Below are 20,257 nucleotides of genomic sequence, written 5' to 3' on the forward strand. Positions count from 1 at the left end.
GCCTATCTTTGCCACGCTGTTGTTCCCCCTGAAAGAAGGGGTATGGTCTCGGCATTTGAGGAAGAACTACCGGAAAAACACCACCATCGATAAGGGGACGCGTGCATCATTCGGGAACTTTCCGGGGTTTGGAGCGTCCAAGTGGGCGCGGAATCGTGCCGGTTATGCGTGTTGGAGCGTCTGGAGTGCCCTCTTTTTTGTCTCAGTCCACCCTTTGGAAGGGTGTGTGAGGGAGGGTGGAAAGCGCGACAGCATCGTTACGACTGGCACATTCGCTCGCCGACGTGTTCGTTGCGGTAAGTAGCTGTGCAGCAAAAATTTGCGACACCGCTGGCCCTAACTATACTCGGCGAACTGTACGCCTCAGCTCCTATGACGGTCAGGAAACCTTACCTGGCTTTGAATGGTGAGGTGATAAGCGTTCAGCCTCGTCATTCACGACTGATCTTCGTCTGCTTTTGGGCCGGTTTGACCCCGCGGGTTTATCTCAGGATAGAACGCTGGCGACCCCGAACCAGGGCGGTACGAAGCTCCGAGATTCACATCAAGTGCAATGGTATTGCGGTTTTTACGGCATTTTCGCTGTGACAACCGGCTTGCCGTCCGCTCTGCCTAGAAGGTTCGGTCTATGACCTCGCGTCAGCGAAACTCGTCGTCTTCCCCTGCTTCCACGACACCCCCAGCGTCGTCCGTTCAACCCGCGCGCGCCCGCCGCTCAAATCGAGAGGACCGGCGATCGCGTGTTACGCGCCAACAGCGTCGTCGTCATTTGCTCGAAACGCTCGAGGCACGGCAGTTGCTCGCCGGACCCGAATTGATCGGCATTCAGCCTAACGAGGGTGAGTTGATCGACAACGGATCGGTTCGCCAAGTCGCTCCTCGGGTGCTGACGTTCCGGTTTGATCAAGATCAACAGATCGACGCCAACACGCTTGATGCGATTCAGTTGACGCGGAGCGGCCGAGATGGCTTGTTTGGAACGTCCGATGATGTCCGAATCGCCCCCGGATTGGTGACGCTCGGTGATCCGAACGAAAACGAAGTTGTTGTGCGGTTTGCCGATTCGTTGCCGGACGATAACTACCGAATCAACATCTATGGGTACGACGACCCCAACGCGACTCCTCAACCGATCGTCGGGTTGCGAAACATTCAAGGTGAGCTGATTCAGCCATCGACCGTTGGTGAACGCGTCGAGAGGGTTGATTTCCGGCTCGACCTCGGGGCGTTGATCGAAGCAGTCGTTCCGCAACCGGTGATCCGTAACGCCGATGGATCGTTGACTCAAAACCGCGACGAGATCGTCGTCTACTTCAACGAAGATCCATTGTTCGTTGAGGATGACGCCGCGGGAAATCCGACTGCTCGTTCGGCCGAGAACCCACGCTTCTATCAATTACTGCTCACCCAAGATACGGTGCGCACAACGGACGATGAGTTCTATCTTCCCAAGGAAGTGATCTACAGCGAAGACACGCACACGGCGCGTCTGATCTTCGACACCGACATCAACAATCTGCCCGGCGTACCTGTCGGTGGTGGCACGTTCCGTTTGCGGATCGGTACGGCAGTGGACTCGAAGGTCGATCTGATCGTGCCTCCCTCGGAGTTCGCGACGGCACCGACCGCAACCGTCTCGCTCGGCGTTGATGACGCATCCTTCGATTTCGTCTCGCGACAAGTTGGCGAAGACGCATCGGGCCAACAGGTTCGATTCGTTAATACCGGAACCGCCGGTTTGTCGGTATCGCAAGACACCGACGGTGTGATCGTTTTCAACTACGGTGGCGGAATTCCGTTGGTCAGTGACCTGGCCGACGTCATCGCGGGCGACCCTGTCATCCGAGACCTGATCTCGATTTCGGTCAACAGCACCGCCGCGACATTGCCGTTGCCGCAACGCTTGGTCGGCAGCGACCCGGTCACGTTGGTCGGCTTGGGCGACACGTTGGGCACGTCACTGGATATCGGAACGTTTGGTCAATCGGACACGTTGACGAGTTTGGTGATTCGCGAATCGATCTCACCGCAACAGGTCAACATCGAGTTGGCTGGTGGTGATGACGATCCAGGTCACCGGTTGTTGATCGAACACATCAACGACGCATTTGGGGCTGACCTGCAATCCGGGATCACCGAGATCCCTTACAACTTCAAGGGTGTCTATTTCCAAAACGGCACGACCTCGTCGTTGAACCAAATCACGCCAACGCAGAAACTTCGTATTCGCGAAGTGTTGCAGTTGTGGAGCAACAAGATCGGTGTTCAGTTCACCGAGACGGCCGATCAAGGGATCACGTTTGCGTTGGGCGAAACCAGCGACGTACTCACCGACGGTTCACTTCCAGAGGATCAGCGTTTTACCGCGATCCCACAACTGCAGGCGTCCGTGCGAGTTGACGCTGCGATCAATAACAACGCGACCGCCGGAAGTGCGAATGCGTCGATCGTGTTCAGTAATCAAGCCAACTTTGGTTTCGATTACGGCGAAGACTTCACACGGAAAGCCGCCGCCGGTGTGGGATTGTTGTTGGGCCTGTTGGCAGCGCCCGATCAATCGCCTCAGGTGTTGATGGCGTTGAGTGCATTTAATGAAGAGGCCTTGCTGCGTCGGCCGAGTGATGGTGTTCTCGGCCCTGAAATTTTGGCGCCGACGACGGACCCTGATTCTCCAGAATTCCAACGTTTTGACGAGGAATACCCCGAATTTCGAGGCTTCCTTAACGATCTGATCGACCCGATCAGCCTTCCCGCTGATGTGCCAATGACCGAAGGTAGTTTGGTCTACCTGCCGGACAACCTTGATGATTTCTCGTTGCCAAATTGGGAACCGGTTTTCCCGTCGAACGTTGACGTGTTGCACGGACAGTATGTCCACCGCCCTGACAGCGTGGACGTCGACCTGTATCGGTTTGTTGTCGATTTGGATGACGCGGATCGCATCGGACAACTGAGCGTTGAAACGTTCGCCGAACGATTGTCTGACTCCAGTGCGCTCGATACGACGGTGACGTTGTTCCAAGAAGTTCGTGCCGGCGCGACGACCGATTTGAAAATCGGTCCGACTCTGCAGCTTCGCGTTGACGCGGTGCAAGTCGGGGCGATCGGCAACGGCGCGCGGATCGAATTCGTCGAGAGCGATCGCGATTCCGGTGACGATGAAGTACGAGTGTTGCGGGTCGATGACGGTGCCGGCGGATTCGTTAACAACGCCATTTTGATCGACCTGCCTCGTCAAGGTGCGTTCGTCGACCGCGTTGAAGTCGGCCAAGTGATTGCGGCGATTGAAGGCGATGCATTCGCCAGCAGCCTGTTCCAGGTCAGCCTTGAGAAAGGCTCATTGACCACTGACATCAGTGGGCTGGACCTGCGAACGACGCCGATCATTCTTTCCGGTGGTGGGCTCGAGCAACTCAGTCGTAACGACGATTACTTCAGCGAAGACTCGTTCTTGACCGCTTCGCTCGGCGAAGGGGTTTATTACATCGGTGTTGCCGCGAGCGGGAATGACACCTACGACCCGATGGTCAAGGACAGTGGTTTTGGTGGTTTGACGCAGGGCGAATATGAACTGCGGATTAAGTTCGAGCCGCAAGTCGACGAAGTCGATGTGATCCGAGACCAAGATTCGACGCGGCCCGGTATTCCGGGGACGCCGATCGATGGTGACGGAGATGGCGTGCCTCGTGGTGTGAATAATTTCTGGTTCCAAACGCGTCCTGAACTACGAACGTTGCAGTTCAATCTCGGTGGAGAATCCATCACGCCGGGACAAACAATCACGATCACGGGAGCCAACGGCACCGATCGCACATACGAGTTTCTTCCGTTCAATGGTGGAACCGGGCGTCCAGGTAACGTTGTCATCCGATACAGCGCCACGCCGGGTAACGATTCACCTCCTGAAAACCTCGCTGAACTGCTGGCAACGGCCATCAATGGTCGACAAGACGCGACCGGTGTTCAGGCATTTGTCAACACAGAGAGCATCACGCTCGATGGCGAGCGTTCGGTTGAATTCAGCAACGGTTTCCGCGGTGTGGAAACATTTGGACGGATGATCTTCGTCGACAAGCTCGCCGCGACCAACGCCGACGGTAGCCTTGAGTTGCCGTTTAACAACATCAACAACCCGGCTGTCGTCAACGCGTTCGGATCGGCGCTTAGTGGCGACATCGTGCGGATCGTCGGTAACGGCGGTGCGGATCAGAATATCGTTACCGAGACGGACAACTTCGCCTACGAATTCGGTCTGAGTGAAGTCGGTGGACGCACGCTCGAAGACGGTCGCGACATGGAAATACCCGCTGGGGTGACGACCATGATTGATGCGGGGGCGATCTTCAAAATGCGATCGTCACGCATCAGCGTCGGCAGTAGCAGCACTCAGATCGACCGCAGTGGCGGTGCGTTGCAAGTGCTCGGGACGCCGCGTTTGGTCGATTTCAACGCGGCCAATCCTCTCGTTGGTGAAGTCAACGATGCAGGCACAGGATATGACGACGGTAGCGTGATTTTCACGAGTACACGTGATCGTGCGGCGGATGCTGCGGGTGCGGGTACCTCCGTTGCGCCGAAACCCGGCGACTGGGGCGGACTTGTTTTCCGCCGCGACATTGATCAAATGCAGGGTCGGCCCGATTTGGAAGAAGAGGGTATCTTCCTGCAAACGGTCAATCACGCCGAAATTCGCTATGGCGGTAGCAGCGACATTTTGGTCGACTCGGTGCAACAGGTGGTTAACCCGATCCAGATGATCAATCTGCGACCGAACATCACTTTCAATGAGATCACTCGGAGTGCGGACGCCGCGATGAGTGCGGCGCCGGATAGTTTCCAAGAAACCACATTTGGAACACCTGCGTTCCAGCAAGCCGGTGCGTTCACGCCTGACTACGGTCGAGTCGGTCCTGATATTCATAACAACGTTTTGACCAATAACAGCCTCAACGGGTTGTTCATTCGCACAATCGTTTCGCCGAACTCGCCACCGACTCAATTGACGTCGTCGGCACGTTTTGATGATACGAGCGTGGTGCACTTCATTGCCGAGAATTTGGTGATCGCGGGTGATCCCGGTGGTGCCATCCAAGACGGTATTCGGCCATCGCTGTCACAGGCGTCGGTCCAAGTTTTGACCGGCGGATCGTTGCCGGCCAATACGGTAGCCGTCGAGTACTTGATGACGTTCGTTGATGCCAATGGTTTCGAGTCGGCTGCAACCGACGTGGCCGACGCCCTGCGTTTGACCGCACCAACCGGCGAAACTCTCTCCGGAGCGAGCGTTCAGTTGGCTGGATTGCCACGCATCCCGGTCGGAACCGACTACGTTTCGCGTCGTCTGTATCGTGCGGAATTTGACGCCGCGGGTAACAACATCAGTGGCTACCAGCTGGTCACGAGCCTCGATGGTTTGAGTTCGTCTTACACTGACGACGGAACGGCATCCGATGGCCTTCTGGATCTGAACCGCGCCGGTCGACGCGGACGACTCGATGCTTCGTTGGTCGTTGATCCAGGCATGGTGGTCAAACTGCAGGGAGCCCGTATTGAATTGGGCCACGGAACCCAGTTGATCGCCGAAGGCACGCTTTCTCAACCGGTTGTCTTCACCAGTTCGCTCGACGATCGATACGGAGCCGGCGGAACGTTTGATACCAACAACGACGCCGCTACTTTAAACGGCAACGAAGCCGCTGAACGTGGCGATTGGTCGGGTATCTACGCTGGCGCGAACGCGTACGTCAGTATGGATCACTCGGTTGTTTCGTACGCCGGTGGTATCAGTTTGGTCGCCGGTGGTGAGAGCCGCGGGTTTGCACCTCTCGAATTGCAACAGGCCGATGGCCGGATCACCAACACGCGGTTCGAGTTCAATGACGATGGTCAGGACGGATCCGGTCGCCCCGGACGTGGTGGTCGGCTCGCGGTTGATCCGTCTGTGATTTTTGTTCGCGGCAGTCAACCGGTAATCGTTGGTAATGACTTCAAAGACAACCGCGGTGCGGCGATCGGGATCGATGTCGATTCGCTGGTCGCTGATTTGTTGCGGGATACCGGGCGTCAAACGGGCAGTGTCGATACGTTCTCCGAACTCGATGACAACCACGGGCCGTTGATTCGTCTGAACCGCTTTGAGGTCGTGCCGGCCGATGAAGATGAAGACAAACAAATTAGTGGTTTGGTGATTCGCGGTGGCGATCTGCTCGTTGAATCGATCTGGGATGATACGGACATCGTGCACGTGCTCAGCGAGAGTGTCACGGTGGGGAACATCCAGAGTTCCGGCGGGTTGCGATTGCAGAGCCGGGCGAACGAATCGTTGGTCGTCAAACTCAGCGGTGCCGGCACGCCAAACAGTGCGACGCTCGGTACCGGGTTCACTGCGACAGGCGAAACCAGTGACAGCGCCCAACGGCTCGGCGGCACGGTTCATATCGTCGGTCTCCCAGGTGCACCGGTTGTCCTGACCAGCTTTAAAGACGACACCGTGGGTGCAGGTCTGGCGATTGACGGCACGCAGTTCACTGATACCAACGGCGACTCGTACGGGTCACGTCCCGAAACGAATGACTGGCGTAGCGTTCTTCTGGACCAATACAGCAATGATCGCAATGTCGATTTCATTCTGGAAGAAGAACTCACTACCGACGTCGCGCCTGGTCGAAATGGCAACGTGAATCAAGCTCAGTTCTTGGGTGATCTCGCCGCGGACTTGAACCTTGGAGACGATAACCGTCGTCTCGGATTTGAGGTTAGTGGATATCTCTCCGAAGCCACTGACGTCGATACGTACAGTTTCAACGGAAGTGCCGGATCCGAAGTTTGGTTCGATATCGATCGCACTTCGTTCGGTCTCGATACCGTGGTCGAGTTGCTCGATGCCGAAGGCGTGTTGCTCGCACGCAGCGACAATTCGATGGACAACGATGTTGTTGTGACGGATCCGTCGGTCGAGGGAATGGTCGATTCGCTGCAAGCCAAAGCCGACAAGTACACCGAAACGAACGTGTTCGGCGATTACCTCGATATCGGCAGCATCAACCCGCGTGACGCCGGTTTCCGCGTCGTGTTACCGGGCGACTCAACGGGTGCGGACAGCCGCAGTACCTACTACTTCCGTGTTCGCAGTGCGTCGAGCAACCCGAACGATCCGAACGCGGGCGGCAGCTACGGTGCCTATCAGTTCCAAGTTCGCTTGCAAGAAGCTCAGGAGTATCCCGGTAGCGTCGTTCGCTATGCCGATATCCGGTGGGCGAACCACGGTATCCACGTTCGTGGATTGCCAGGCGAATCGCCTTTGATGGGCGAAGCGGGTGAGAACGAATCGGTTTCCGGTGCGGATTCGCCGTTCGGTTTGGGAGCGTCGAACGACGTGCTCGAATCGGTTGCTCTCGATGAAGACACGCGAGCTCCGGCCCAACAGCCTCAAAATGTTGGCAACCTGTTCGAAGGCAAACGCCCCGTCATCAGTGTTGCCGGTTCGATTAGTGACAGTCTCGACGTTGACTTCTACCAAGTCGACCTGGATGCGTTGGTAAGCACTGAGGGCCTCAACACGAACTACATGTCGACGATCTTTGATGTCGATTATGCCTCCGGCCTAACGCGTCCTGATACGAACATCAGCGTGTTCTACGATCCCGACGGTGAGTTCGGACCTGCGGAGCCGCAGTTGGTTCTCTTCGGTGCCGACAGTAACGTGGCCGAAGATCAATCCAGTCCATTCGGTGAGAATGGCGATTTCGCCGAACGGCTCGACCGCGGTTCGATTTCAACGAGCGATCCGTTGATCGGCCCAGTGTCGTTGCCCGAGGGTGCGTACTACGTTGCGATCACCGCCGGAGCGAGATTGCCGGCCCAGCTCAGCGATGTCGCTGTTCGACGTGAGCCGATTAACTCGATCCAACGAATTTTCGAAGACCGAATCGATGACGCCGCGACCGGAGACAGTGTCTTCGGTGGTCCTCGTGAAGACGAGTTGTTCACGGACGTGTCGATCATCGGTGGTGGATTCACCACCACGAACATGCGTGCCAATGATATTGGTCACGGCATCAACGACAACTTCGATAAGACGAACTTCGGACAGACAGGTCGTAACCAAACCTTCTACAGCGAATTCCGTGGTGAACTCAATCCGACCGTCAATGATACGGATGTGGAATCACCGTACACTCGCATTCAACGTATCAACGAGGGCACGGCAAGTCCCGCTGGTGCGTTGGATCTGAATTCGTTGGAGTGGTCGATTTCGAGCAACCCTCAAATCGGCGGTACCGATGATTTCACCGCGCAGACGATCCCGCACGTCTCGATCGAAGCCACGATGAATGGCGACTCGGCTGACTTCTATCAGTTGGTCGTTACTGAGAACAATACTCGCGTCATCATCGATGTCGACGAAGGTGATAACCCGTTCCAGTCGATCTTTGGCGATGATTCACTCGGCAGCGTGGATGTCGATTTAGTGATTCTCGATGCCTCTCGAGTGCTGCTCAATCCTCCAGGGCGAATCACAACGTCATTCACGACCGAAGGCCAAACGGGGAGTGCCGGTGATACGTTCTTCGATATCAGCAGCGATCCCTTCTTCGACGGAATTCTCGACCAAGGGACCTACTACATCGGGATCCTCGAAGCCAGCACTCAGATCGTCACGGCACCTAACGGCACATTGACGTTCCCACGCACCGGACCTGCCGCGTCGGGCCGATACGTTATGCATGTTTCGGCGACGGATCAAATCGTTGGTAATGGAGCGAACGAGAGCATCCACTTCGATCGTAATGATGAAGTTCGAGGTCAACTGCTTAGCGAGACGTTTGACTTGGTCGGCTACGCCGCCGAGGACTTGCCGCGATTCTACTTCAACTACTTCTGGGACAGTCCAGAAGATGGATTGGGTGATCCGGTCGATTCGCTGACGTTGAAGATCACCAGTACGGAGAATCCGGCGGGCATCTCGTTCGACCAAACACAACCTGATCTCACGCTCGATCCAACCGCGGATCCGAACCCCGATTTCATCAGTGATGCACAGTGGCGTCAGAAAGTTATCTCACTGAGCGATTTCGCCGGTCACACCAACATTCAGTTTGAATTTGAGTATGAGAGCGATGGCGTTGTTGTTGGATCATCCGAAGGATTGTTCCTCGACGATTTCATCGTTGGTTTCGCCGAACGTGGTGAGACCGTGTTCAACGCCACGCCTGGTGAAACGACTTTCCTCGGCGAATCGGACGGCCCGACCGGAGAGTATCAGTTGGAAATGCGGCGAGCCACCGCGTTCACGACACCAACGGGTAACGCCCAAAGTTTGACGCACTCATTTGATACGAATGATCGTCACACCCAAGAGGTCACGCTCGTCGTTCCTGCAGGGTCACAAATTCAAGACGGTGACATTTTCGAACTCAGCGATGGTAAGACCACTCAGATCTTCGAGTTCGACAACAACGGATCCTCGAAGTTCACCAACCAACGTTTGGTGTTCAGTGCGTCGGATACCGCGGCGGAACTCGCCATGCGGATTCGTACGGCGATCAACACAACCAATCGTCTTGATGTTGAGGCCGCTTCGGCTGACGGACTCGACGACGAAACGATGACCGGCAATCGATTGAACCTGTTCGGCGTCGTCGATGGTTCATTCACCGAGTTGGCATCGTTCACGGACGGTCCTGCGGTAACAGATCCATTGAATGTCGAAATCACCGATGCGGGTGACCGCCGCTTGTTAATGCCTGCGGTACTCCATAACGGTGTTGGTGACGTGAACGTCACGCGTACACAAGGTCAAGTGATCATTGAAAATAATGTGATCAGTGACGTGCACGCGATCGGAATTTATTCGGAAGCCGGCGATCGCGGAATCGATCTCGAGTACTTCCGCGGCGATCCGTCGGAACTCGATCACTTCAACGAGTTGTTCGGTATCGCGCAAAGCACCGACTCGCCTCACCCGTTCTTGCAGTTACCGCCGGTCGGTAATCCTGCTGCGGGTGTTGTGCGAAACCTTCCAACACTCAACAACTCCGTCGACGGTGGGTTGATGTCGGGTGTGGTTATCCGCAACAACACGATCGATCAAGCTCGATTGTCGGGCATCAAAGTCGAGGGCGAAACACGTCCATTTGTTATTGATTCGGCAACCCTCAATGTGAACGACGGTTATTCGATGGCGATCGATGCCGGTGGCACCCGTGTGGTCTTCGAGTTCGAAGACATCGGCGGTGCGGCAGTGACGGCGGGCGGTAGTGGTACCGCGGGCGGTAACGGCTTCATCGATGGTCATGTGCCGATTTATTATCGTCACCAATTGAGTGCTGCCGCGTACAACAATCCTCCCGGAACGGTTTATCCGTATACGTCGTTTGAATTGATGTTGGCGATCCAGCAAGCGATTCAGGGTAGTATTTTGGTCACCAACGACATGGCGGAATCGGTGACCGCGTACCTCGGCCCTTCGATGTCACAACGCAGTGGTTTCGACGAGCAATTCGCGGACAATCCTGAGTCCTTCCCGAATGCCGCAGTGTATTTGCAAGGTGTCAGTAATATCTATTTCACTACCGCATACGGAAGTAGCGGAGGAGGTATCACGGACTTCACGGTCGGACCGGCTCCGGTTGCCGAAGCCGCTCAGCCTTTCGCTCGAATCATCAACAACACGGTCTACGGATCCGATGGTACGGAGTCGTTGTTCCCCGACGACGCGAAACTCGACAACAACGACATATTGAGCGAAGCGACTGTCACGCATGTCGGTCGTGCCCATGCCGGACCGTACATCCAGAATGCGGCAATCGGTTACAACATCCCGCAAGGGTTGACTGATCAATCGATCACCTTCCGGACGGTCTTTGACAGTGCCAATGTGACCGATGCTCGTACCGCGGTTGTCGGGGTTGGCAACGAATTCAATAACATCGCGAACTTTGCGACCGACGGTGCTCCGACGACAACGGTCAACGCCAATATCGACGTCACCAACTCGGCGATTTCGGTGAACTACACCGGAACCGGTGTGGTGGCCGAAGGCAGTTTCAATGGCTACGTCTTTGAAGGCGATTTCAGTAACCTCGAAGGTGTTGAAATCAGTGACGCATCGACGGTCGGTGTTGACGTCTCGTTCTCTGACACACAGTTGTTGGTTAACCTCAATGGCGGCCAACTGATTACTCCGACCGATCAGTTGTTCTTGAGTCTTGTCTTCCCAACACAAACCTTCCCGGCCGCATTGGCAGGGGTTGCGGACGAAAACGATGTTGACCTTTACAAGGTCGAACTGATCGTCGGCGATCGATTGATTGTTGATATTGATACGATCGAGGGCGGTCCCGATACGATCGTTCAGATCTTTGACGAGTTCGGCCAAGCACAGGTATTGAACTTTGGTGCTCCGAACGAGACCAAGGTCGCTGATAACGGGGCGGCACCTGATTATCTCGATCCACGTTCGACCGCGTTTGCCGCAGCTGGTCGGGCCGGTTCGGTTACGGATGCACTTAACGGACGTGATCCGTTCGTCGATTTCACGACCCTGAAGACGGGAACGTACTTCATCGGTGTGAGTTCCTCCGGAAACGCGTCTTACGATCCAAATAGTCTCTCCGGTCGAACCGGTGGTACGGCTACGGGTGAGTACGAGATTGGTATTGAGGTCTACACTCCTCGCCAATTCGTGATGAGCATCGATGACGGTAACGAAGGTCAGAGTCGTCGCGGCGGTACGGTCGCCACGGATTTAGTGGGAACCACGTTCACGGTAACGCAAATTGCCGATTTCGCGGGTGATTGGCCGAACTTCCCCGTCAGTGGTGGCGTGCCGACAACCGTGGGCAATCAGTTGACGTTCGAATTCACTAACAGTGTCACTGGCATTATCCTGCCTAATGGCAACTACAACGTTCCATTAATCGCGAACTATCGTGTCCCTGAAATTATGGATGCGATTGCAAGTGCCGTGACGGGACTGCAAGACCCGATTTCGGGTGCTGATATCCCGGCGTTGCCTAACCATGAAAACGGTAACGGACCGGATGGACGCAGTGGCCCGATCGCCCGTGGCCGCGCTACGGCATTGGGTGGTCAAAGTGGTGACAACTTGGGCATTGTGAACCTGTCCGACCCGAGTCGTCGGCCCGGCCAAACACGCACCCTGTTCCCGATTCAGTCTGACCCACTGTTCAATGACACTGACTTCCCATTGGGTTTTGGACATGACCGAGTTGAAAATAACTCGTCAACGCTCAGTCCCAATAACACGCTAACGGACGGTTTTGCGTCGACCGAGCTGTATGTTCTGTTTGAGAACATTGCTGAGATCGAGCTGAGTCCGGAGGCGATGAATGCAGGATTGAAACTGAGCACGAACGACTTCCGTCCGAACTCAGACAATAACAACCGTGTCGAGTTTGCCGAAAACGCAGATCAGTTGATCGCTGAGAGCGGGATTTGGGTCACCGGCGGTGCCTCGCCAACCTTGCTCAACAACGTTTTGTCGAACCTGCATCAAAGTATTCTCGTCGACGAAACCAACTTCTTCGGTTTTGGTAAACGAGTACGGGTTGCCGGAAACGATTTCATCAAACCGCAAGAAGTCATCGTCAACGGCAACGTGTTCCAGCACGACGAATCACGCAACAGCGAGATCCGGTTCGATATCACATGGCCGATCGATCCAACGGCACCGTTTGATGTTGTCGATACCTCGTTGTCGACCGACGATGTGGTGGGTGCGACGAACGTGACGTTGCAGTCGGACGACTTCAACTTCTTTATCGATCCCACGGACGTCTTGTTGGTCGATTCACAGGGCAATAACTTCTTGCCCGCGAATGGTTCACGCGTCATTGACAGTGCGACGAGCAGCCTGAATGAACGCAGTTCGTTTTCGTCGGTGAAAACGGCCGTCGGTCTGCCGATTAGCAACGTCTTGACTCCGAATCGCGACGTCAACGGTGTTCAACGTGCGGATAACCCTAACTTCGCAAACTCGGGTGGATCGGGACAAACAATCTTCAAGGATCGTGGTAGTTCGGAACTCGCCGATTTCGTCGGTCCGATCGCCGTGGCACTGAACCCCCGTGACAACGACGCGGCGGGGCTGGACAGTGACAAGTCGACATCTTTCATCCAGCGAGGTGCTGGTGTTCTTGGAGAATTCCGGATTCAACTGGTTGATACCGGAGATGGTTCTAACCCGTTCACCGGAATCGGCATCGACGACAGTACGTTGAAGGTTGCCGAAATCCCAGGGCTTCGTCGTGAAGGTGCCAACCTCACCGTATTCGAAAATGATGAGTTGCTCGAAGAAGGTATTGATTACACGTTCCGTTACGACGAAACGAGCAACACGATCACGCTGATCCCACTTGCGGGTGTGTGGCGAGATGATCGTTCGTATCGAATCGCGCTTAATAACCGCGACCGTACCGTTCTTATCGCTCCCGATCCGAGCGAAGTGACTGATGGCGACCAAATTCGTATCACGGATTCGGATGGCGGCACTGTGGTGTTCGAGTTCGATTCCGGATACCAGTTGTTCTTGCCTGAATCACCGACTTTGGTGGTGCCGTCCATCGGTACCGAAGCGGGCGGATTGGGTGACGGTGACATCTTCTTGATCTCGGACGGCACGAACGATCCCGTTGTGTTTGAATTCGACAATGACGGAGTGTTGTTGCCAGGGTCACGACGAATTTCATTGCCGACGGTTTCCCTCGTCGGTGAAGAAGTCGGATTGACTGTCGGCACAGACAGCTTCGTTTTCCAGTTTGTTCAGGAAGGCAACACGGCGACCGGCGGAGCGATTCCGGTTACGTTCAACCCGGCCGACCCGGTTGAAGGAACGATCTTCGAACTTTGCCGAGTCATCGAGCGGACGCTCGCTAACAACGGCATCAATGTGTTCGTTAGTGTTTCGGACGATGATCTGAGCACACTGCTTATTACCCGAAACACGGGTGGCCCAGCGATCTCGATCACCAGCAAGCCGGACTCGTTCACGAGTGCCGCTGCTCCATCGCCTGCTCAAGGTGTATCACTGCAACTCAGCAGTTTGCCTGCTCGGGCAACACCGGCTGCTCAACAAGAGCGTCAAGATTACCTCAACCTGATCGCACGAAGCATCCAAACGGCGATCACGCAGGAACGTCGCAAAGACGGCGAAACGGGCGATTTGCCCGCAAGTCGTGCCGCAGCATTCGACTTCGATGTCGTGGTCGAAGGAACGCGTGTCGTTCTCGGTGCACCGGCCGATTACGTTGTCGACACGTCTGGCGGTGGGCTCGGCCAAGACTCCCGTACCCTGGCATTTGAAGTGCCAACGGTCGGTACGGGAATCAATGGCATCGTGGACGGAGACTCGTTCACAATCAGCAACGGCAACGTGGAACGCGTGTTCGAATTCACATTCGACGCACAACTCGAAAACAGTGACGCCACGCAGATCTTCCTCGACACAACGTTGGGGAACCTCACCGGCGAAGAAATCGCAGAGTTGATTCGCGAGACCGTTACCGATTCGGGTCTTGGGCTGACACCTACCGTAGATGGCGAATTCGTTTATCTCGATTTGCCTTCCAACGGATTGGTTACGACGTCTGCTGGCCAATTGCGTGTCGTCGGGTTAGCTCGCCCGCTTCTCGATGGTGACACGATTCGCGTTAGCAAAGCTCCCGAGCCACCATCGACAGCTATTGAAATCAACAACGCCTTCCCCGCCGGGTTTGAAGTCGGAGCGATTGTCGCTCCGATCGACGGTACCGTCTTTACCTTGGAACTACGTGAAGGCGAGTTGTTGCCGGAACTCTACAACTTCGAGTTCGACATCAGCGACGCAGACCCCGCCGAAGTGACACCGGGTAACTTCCCGATCGACGTCACCGAGACGATCGAAGACGAAAACGGTCTACTGCGTGAGTACTTCGTTTCTCGCGATGAGTTGGCTCGACGGATCGCTCAGGCTATCGCGACTCGAGGCATCAACGTCAGTCCAGTTGCTCAAGATCAGTTCGTTTATCTGACCGTGCCGGCTGAGAAGACCGCTCGAATTCTATCTGATTTCAACGGCATCGGTTTGACGGAGGCAGCAGCCTTCGAAGAGCGGGTTACGTTCGAATTCGATTTGAGTACTGCGGAAAACCCAGGTGGCGATGGAGTCACGCCGGGCAACTTGCCGATTCTCTACTCGCTGACCGACACGGCGACAGATCTCGCCGAGAAAGTCGAAGCCGCTCTGAACCCCGTCGATGATGCGGGCAACCCGGTCACATTGATTTCAGGTTTGTTGCCGGGCAGCGAGACCGTTGCTCCAGGCCAAGTCGCAGTGAACGTCGATGCTGATAACCCGTTGGCGTTGACCGTCACGCTCGGCAGTTCGCTCGAGGTTCGTGGTGAACCGGGCGTCAGTGGCAGCACGACGGTGGATGTCTTCGGGCCTCTGTTGTTGTCGATGCCGGTTCTCGGCGGGAACAGTATCACCAATGGCAGCATCTTCTTGATCGCGGATGAAGAGGGCAACGACGTTGTCTTCCAGTTTGCTATCGGTGGTCTGGTGCCTGCGGGGCAATTCGTTGGCGGTGCCAACGTGATTAACTACAGCACGGCAGATGATGCTGACGTGTTGGCCACGAATTTTGCCGCGGCGATCAACGCATCGACCGTCGGGTTGGCTGCCACGGTGGTTAACGGCACACAAATTTCGCTGGGCCGAACCAGTCGTGATCGAGTGAGCAATGCTGGGTTGCCCGGTGTCAGTGGCACGCCTGCAATCGACATTGTTCGAGGCATCGTCGGCGACGGCGAAGTCTTGCGGATCCGGCAGGGTGATGTTTCGGTTTCGTTTGAGTTTGACTCCGTTGATAACGGTGGTGGAGTGCAACCGGGCAATGTTCAGGTTTCCTTCCAGCCGACGAGCACTCCAGGCGACATCGCCGAGAGCTTGGCGGCCGCGATTCGAAACAACAGTGGCGGTCTCCGGTTCACCGCCGGTGAAGACGGAACGGTCTATCCGATTGCGGAACTGGATGAAAACGGCATCCCAACAGGCGGCGTGATTTTGAACGATCTGCCTGGAACCCAAGTCGACATTTCGGCAGCACCGACGTTAAATGTTACGGGTGTTCCGGGTGGTGCGATTCCGGTCGCGATCTCACCTCTGTTCGGTTCTGAAGCGGTGAAACAAGTCCTGCTTCGACAGATCAACAGTGTCAACAAAGTTGGCGAACTGCCGACGACGACATTGGTTGCCGAAGATCGTGGCGGAAGTACGTTGTTTGTCGAAAACGCCTCGATCATCGAGGGGCCGGTCAGCAATTACTATCTGCCTGCGATCAAAGATGCTGTTGGTAATCCGTTGCAACCCAACCGGGATGACCGGACGACTCAGTTCACGATTAACCTTGCCGACATCGCCTTGGACTTCGGTGACGCGCCGGATCCGGTCGGACTGGTTTCGGGACGTTACCCGACACGATTGTTGGACAACGGTGCTCGACACATTATCGGTGCGGGACCTGTCCTGGGAACGAGCGTGGACGCGGAAGTGGATGCCCTCTCGGTCCGGACGGCCGACGGCGACGATTTGACGATCGCGTTCAGCGGCGGCGGCACGGTGTTCGTTCCTCGCCTCGAAAACGGTGTGGTAAAGATCGACATCAACCCGTCAAATGTGTTTGACCTGACTCGATTCGATGGTGAATCGTTTACCATCGACACGGGTGTGGACGTCGTCACTTTCGAGTTTGATACCGACGGAATCTTCAACGAAGACAACTATGTCGTTTGGGTCCCGGGTTACACCGGCGATCGCGTGCTGACCGCCGCAGACAGTGCTTTGTTGACGCCTGCTGCGATTGCTGCGGGAATCACCGATGCGATTGAATCGAGCCCGTTGACTCCGGCCAGCACCCGAGTTGTGACGGACTCAGCCTCAGGACTCGTGACGTTTGAAATCAGCGGTGACGACGAAGACGGAGTGACGTTCACGAGTCAATCCAACCCTCAGGGACTTTTCAACGCCAGCCTGACCACTCAGGTCGACGTGACGGTCACGGGTGAGGGCGTCCTTGAAGCATGGATCGACTTCAACGCCGATGGTGACTGGGACGATCCAGGTGAGTTGGTCATTTCGCCTGATCTGCCGTTCGAAGGAACGGTTAATCCTGCGTTCTTTGGTGAAGGAACAACGACACGGACATTCCCAATCGGCATTCCAGAAACGACCGCCAAATTGTTGGCGGGTCAGTCGGCAAACACTTACGCCCGATTCCGGGTTTCGACCAACGGCACGGGTTCACCGGTCGGTTTGGCTCTGAGCGGTGAAGTCGAGGATTACCTCGTGCGATTGGTCGGCGGCCAACCTCCGGTGATCAGCAACGCGAGCCCGCAGTACACCGTCCGTGAGGGCGAATTCCTGCAAGCGACGGATGATGTTGGAACGGATGCGTTCACCAACAACAACGGATTGCTCGTCGGTGTCACCACGGCGACTCCGGGTGGAGTTCAAATTTATGCCGATGACATCGGTACTCGCCAATTGTTTGATGAGTCGGGCCAGTTCGCGGGGACGCTCGACGTTCAGCGTAACGGGACGTTCACGTTCGACGCCGACGATGACTACTCAGGCGTTGTTTCGTTTAGCGTCTTGGTAACGGACGTGGTCGGCAATGCACCTGAGAACCAGTTGGTGAGCCCGACGCCGATCGTCGCGACGATTACGGTTACGCCGGTTAACGACGAACCAACGTTGCAGGATGGTATCACCGCGGGTGATGTGATCTCGACGGCGACGATTAATGAAGACAATGTGGTCAGTCAGGCCGACCAGACCAGTCTCGGACCGGTCGTCTTCACCGCGAGTGAATTGATCGATCCGTTCTACATTGCCGGACCGGGTACGGAACCGCTTGAGCAGGATCTGTTCTTCTTGTCCGCCGGTACTGCCACTACGCCGTTCCGAACGACTCAGGGCGGATCGTTGACGATCAGTTCGAACGGTCGAACGATTCTCTACACGCCACCTCAAGACTACAACGGTCAGGATCCTGATACGTTTACGTACACAGTGGCGGATCGTTTGAAGAGCAACCTTCCTGGCACGATCGTCAGCGAATCAGCGGACGTCCAAGGGCGAGTCGAGATCGTGATCAATGCGATCAACGATAACCCACGGGTGAACAATGAAACGTATCAGACAACCGAACGTAGTTCTGAGTCCGATCCGCCGTTGATCATTCCGATCAATGGACCTGTGGGAGCCGTTGCCGGTATTCTGGACAACGACACCGCTGGACCGACGGATGAAACCGAGGCTCCACAAAATCAGACCCGTAGCCTGAAACCGGATCAGTTTACCTCCATCGAGAATGGCGTGATTGTTCAGTCGCGACGTACCGAAGGTGGCGGCGGACGGATCGCTCTGGTTGGGAACAATCTGGAGTACACGCCTCGTGTGAACTTCAGCGGTATTGATCGATTCACCTACATCGTGGTCGACTCGCTCGGTGCCGAATCAACAGCAACGGCGTTCATTAATGTCGGTGGTGTGAACAACCAGCCTGAGTTCTTCGGTGTGCGAGGCCAGCAAGGTCAATCGACGCTCGAGTTCGAAGAACGTCGTGCGGCGAACGAAAGCGTTACTTTTGATTTGACGTCGTGGTTCACGGACGCCGACGGCGATGTGTTGTCATTCCCACAACCGACCGTGAGTGATACCAACCTGTTCACCGCAACAACGAACGGCAGTCAGTTGACGCTGAACTTTGTTCCGTTTGCCTTCGGTACGACAACGTTGACCGTCCGAGCGTCTGATTCCCTCAGTCCTGCTGTGACTCAGAACATCACCGTTACGGTGACGGGCAAGGATGACTCTCCCGTCGTCGCCGGTAGCCTCCAACCGCTCGAAATTCTCGAGGACGGCGTGGGCACAGCGAACCTGCGACGCACGACTGTCGATGGCGAAGGATTGTTCTTCGATCCAGATGGCGACGTGTTGACCTATCGGGTACGGCGACTCGGTTCGATCAGTAATCCAACTGCGGCTCAGATCGCGGCGAGTCCACTGGTACAATCCATTGAATTCGTCGGTGACACCCTGCGGATCACACCGAAACCTGATCAGTCGGGCAGCGTCCAGGTCGAGATCGAAGCGTCCGACGGAATCTTCGTTAACTCGCACTCATTCGACTTTGTCGTCTTGGCAACCGCCGACGCCCCTCGTGGCAATGTGACACCGAGCGGTGTTGCTAGCCCCGATGCTTACTCGGTGCCGGTTGGCGGAACGTTGCGAATCACCGACCCATCTCTCGGACTTTTGCGAAACGACTTCGATCCTGATCCAGGATCGTCGATCCGAATCGCACCGGGATCGTTGACTCAGCCAGTTGGTGGAACGGGAACGGTTAGTTTGCTCGGTCGTGAAGACGGCGCGTTCTCCTTCACCACGTCGACCACTGGCAATCAACCGGTTGCCGGTCAAACGGATACGTTTACATACCGTTTGATCGATGACACCGACCGACTCAGCGATACGATCACGGTTACTGTGACTTTCAACCAATCGAGCTATCAAAACCCGGTTGATAAGTACGACGTCAGTGCAGACGGGTTTGTCACCGCGGTCGACGCGCTGCGGGTTCTGAACCTGATCAACGCACGTGGAAACGATCAGACTGCGTTCAGCGTCTCGGAACTCACGACGTCGCCGCCTGATTATTACGACGTCAACGGTGACGGATTTATCAACTCCGTCGACGTCCTGCAGGTGATCAACGAACTCAACGCGAGAGATGCCAACGGCAACAACGGGTCGAGCGAACCGATTGCGGCTTCGTCGACGACGGTTGCGTCCAACACATCGGCTAGCATTGAGAGTTCGCTGGCATCAACGCAGACATTTGCGAGTGTCTCGACCGCCAACCTTGGGACGGCAAACACCGTGCTTCGGTCAGAAGACGAGAACTCCGCGGGTGCGACGACTGATGCTTCCACATCGCTCGACGTGCTGCTGACCTCTGGCATGGACCTCCAAACAGGGGGTGAGTCAAAGGCTGTGCAAGTTGCCGACACGTTGGCATCCGACTTAAGATCGTCACAAACGTCCGATTCGGAGACGACCGGACAGGCGATCGACTCCGCGTTATTGGATCTATTTTCCGATAGTTTCGAGACGGACTAAACTGACTCCCCTCCGTTCAGGGATGGCGCAGGGAGTTTCCTGCGTCGTCCAAGTCTGTCTGCTATTACCCCA

1 protein-coding gene is annotated in these 20,257 nt (G+C 55.8%); it reads left to right on the forward strand.

All coding sequences use genetic code 11. The features are described from left to right. Positions 1-769 precede the first annotated feature (769 nt). Positions 770-20,185 carry a dockerin type I domain-containing protein gene (locus FHS27_RS13310; protein ID WP_184305406.1) on the forward strand — a complete coding sequence of 6,472 codons (19,416 nt, stop codon included), beginning with the start codon at positions 770-772 and terminating at the stop codon, positions 20,183-20,185. The last annotated feature ends 72 nt before the right edge of the window (positions 20,186-20,257 follow it).

The organism is Aporhodopirellula rubra, assembly GCF_014192335.1.
In the GTDB taxonomy this organism is placed as follows: domain Bacteria; phylum Planctomycetota; class Planctomycetia; order Pirellulales; family Pirellulaceae; genus Rhodopirellula; species Rhodopirellula rubra.